At 38.5% G+C, this 819-nt stretch carries 3 protein-coding genes; 2 read left to right on the top strand and 1 reads right to left on the bottom strand.

Annotated elements, in window-relative coordinates; genetic code table 11:
* Together G6W43_RS10490 and G6W43_RS10485 are read left to right on the top strand one after the other, a co-directional pair.
* Positions 1 to 282 (top strand): hypothetical protein (locus G6W43_RS10490; RefSeq protein WP_141089366.1); only part of this gene is annotated, 282 nt, incomplete at its 5' end.
* Positions 279 to 476 (top strand): hypothetical protein, encoded by a 198-nt coding sequence (locus G6W43_RS10485; RefSeq protein ID WP_180997175.1) that lies wholly within the window; start codon positions 279 to 281, stop codon positions 474 to 476. The genes G6W43_RS10490 and G6W43_RS10485, both read left to right, overlap by 4 nt.
* Before the next feature lie 59 nt (positions 477 to 535).
* On the opposite strand, the gene G6W43_RS10480 is transcribed toward G6W43_RS10485, so the two are convergent.
* Positions 536 to 819 (bottom strand): NAD(P)/FAD-dependent oxidoreductase (locus G6W43_RS10480; RefSeq protein ID WP_194169765.1); only part of this gene is annotated, 284 nt, incomplete at its 5' end.

Genomic DNA, 819 nt, shown 5'->3' with positions numbered 1-819 from the left:
GAAGCTGGCGTGGAGGCTGAGTTTGTCTATAAGATAAGCGAGGGCAGACCAAACGTCGAAGATAGACTTAAAAATGGCGATATAGCACTTGTTATAAATACAAGCGATACTAAATCAAGCGTGGATGATGGCAAAAAGATCCGCCAAAATGTGCTTAGATTTAAGATCCCTTACTTCACAACGATCCGTGCAGCACTCGCAGCTGCTAAGTCGCTAAGCACAGTTCAAACTGGCAAAGCACTTGAGGTAAAAAGCTTGCAAGAGTATCTAAGCGAGAAATGAACCAAAAAGAGTGCGTAGTAGAAGCGTTAGATAGCCTTGGTGGTATGGCAACGTTCTTTGATCTTTACCATGAAACTGATGTTAGCACTTGTGGCAGCAAAACCCCGTTTGCTAGTATAAGACGGATAGTTCAGACTAATAAAGAATTTTATAAGATTAGAGCTGGACTTTGGGGACTTTGTGAGCTTGAGTAAGAAACAATAAATTTAGAGTGGCAGTCTTTGCTGTCACTCTAAATTTCACTTCTATTTAATTAGCTATTTTTTAAAGTGCTAGCTACCTTTAGAGCACTTGCAAATGCAAAATGCAAGTTATATCCTCCAAGCACACCAGTGATATCTAAAACTTCACCTATAAAGTAAAGCCCTTTTACGCTTTTGCTCTCTAAATTTTCATCTAAAAAATTAGTCTTTACGCCACCTTTTGTAACTTCAGCCCTTTCAAATCCAAATGTCCCAGCTGGGGCAAATTCATAAGCAAAAAGCCTTTTTATGATACTCTTTTCATCATCACTAAATTCATAATAAGCTCTATCTT

Source organism: Campylobacter concisus, assembly GCF_015229965.1.
In the GTDB taxonomy this organism is placed as follows: domain Bacteria; phylum Campylobacterota; class Campylobacteria; order Campylobacterales; family Campylobacteraceae; genus Campylobacter_A; species Campylobacter_A concisus_BD.
This window is presented reverse-complemented; position numbering and strand designations above follow the sequence as displayed.

Excerpts from the sequence above, each read along its gene's own strand:
- G6W43_RS10485 (WP_180997175.1), top strand. The coding sequence starts at position 279 with ATGAACCAAAAAGAGTGCGTAGTAGAAGCGTTAGATAGCCTTGGTGGT.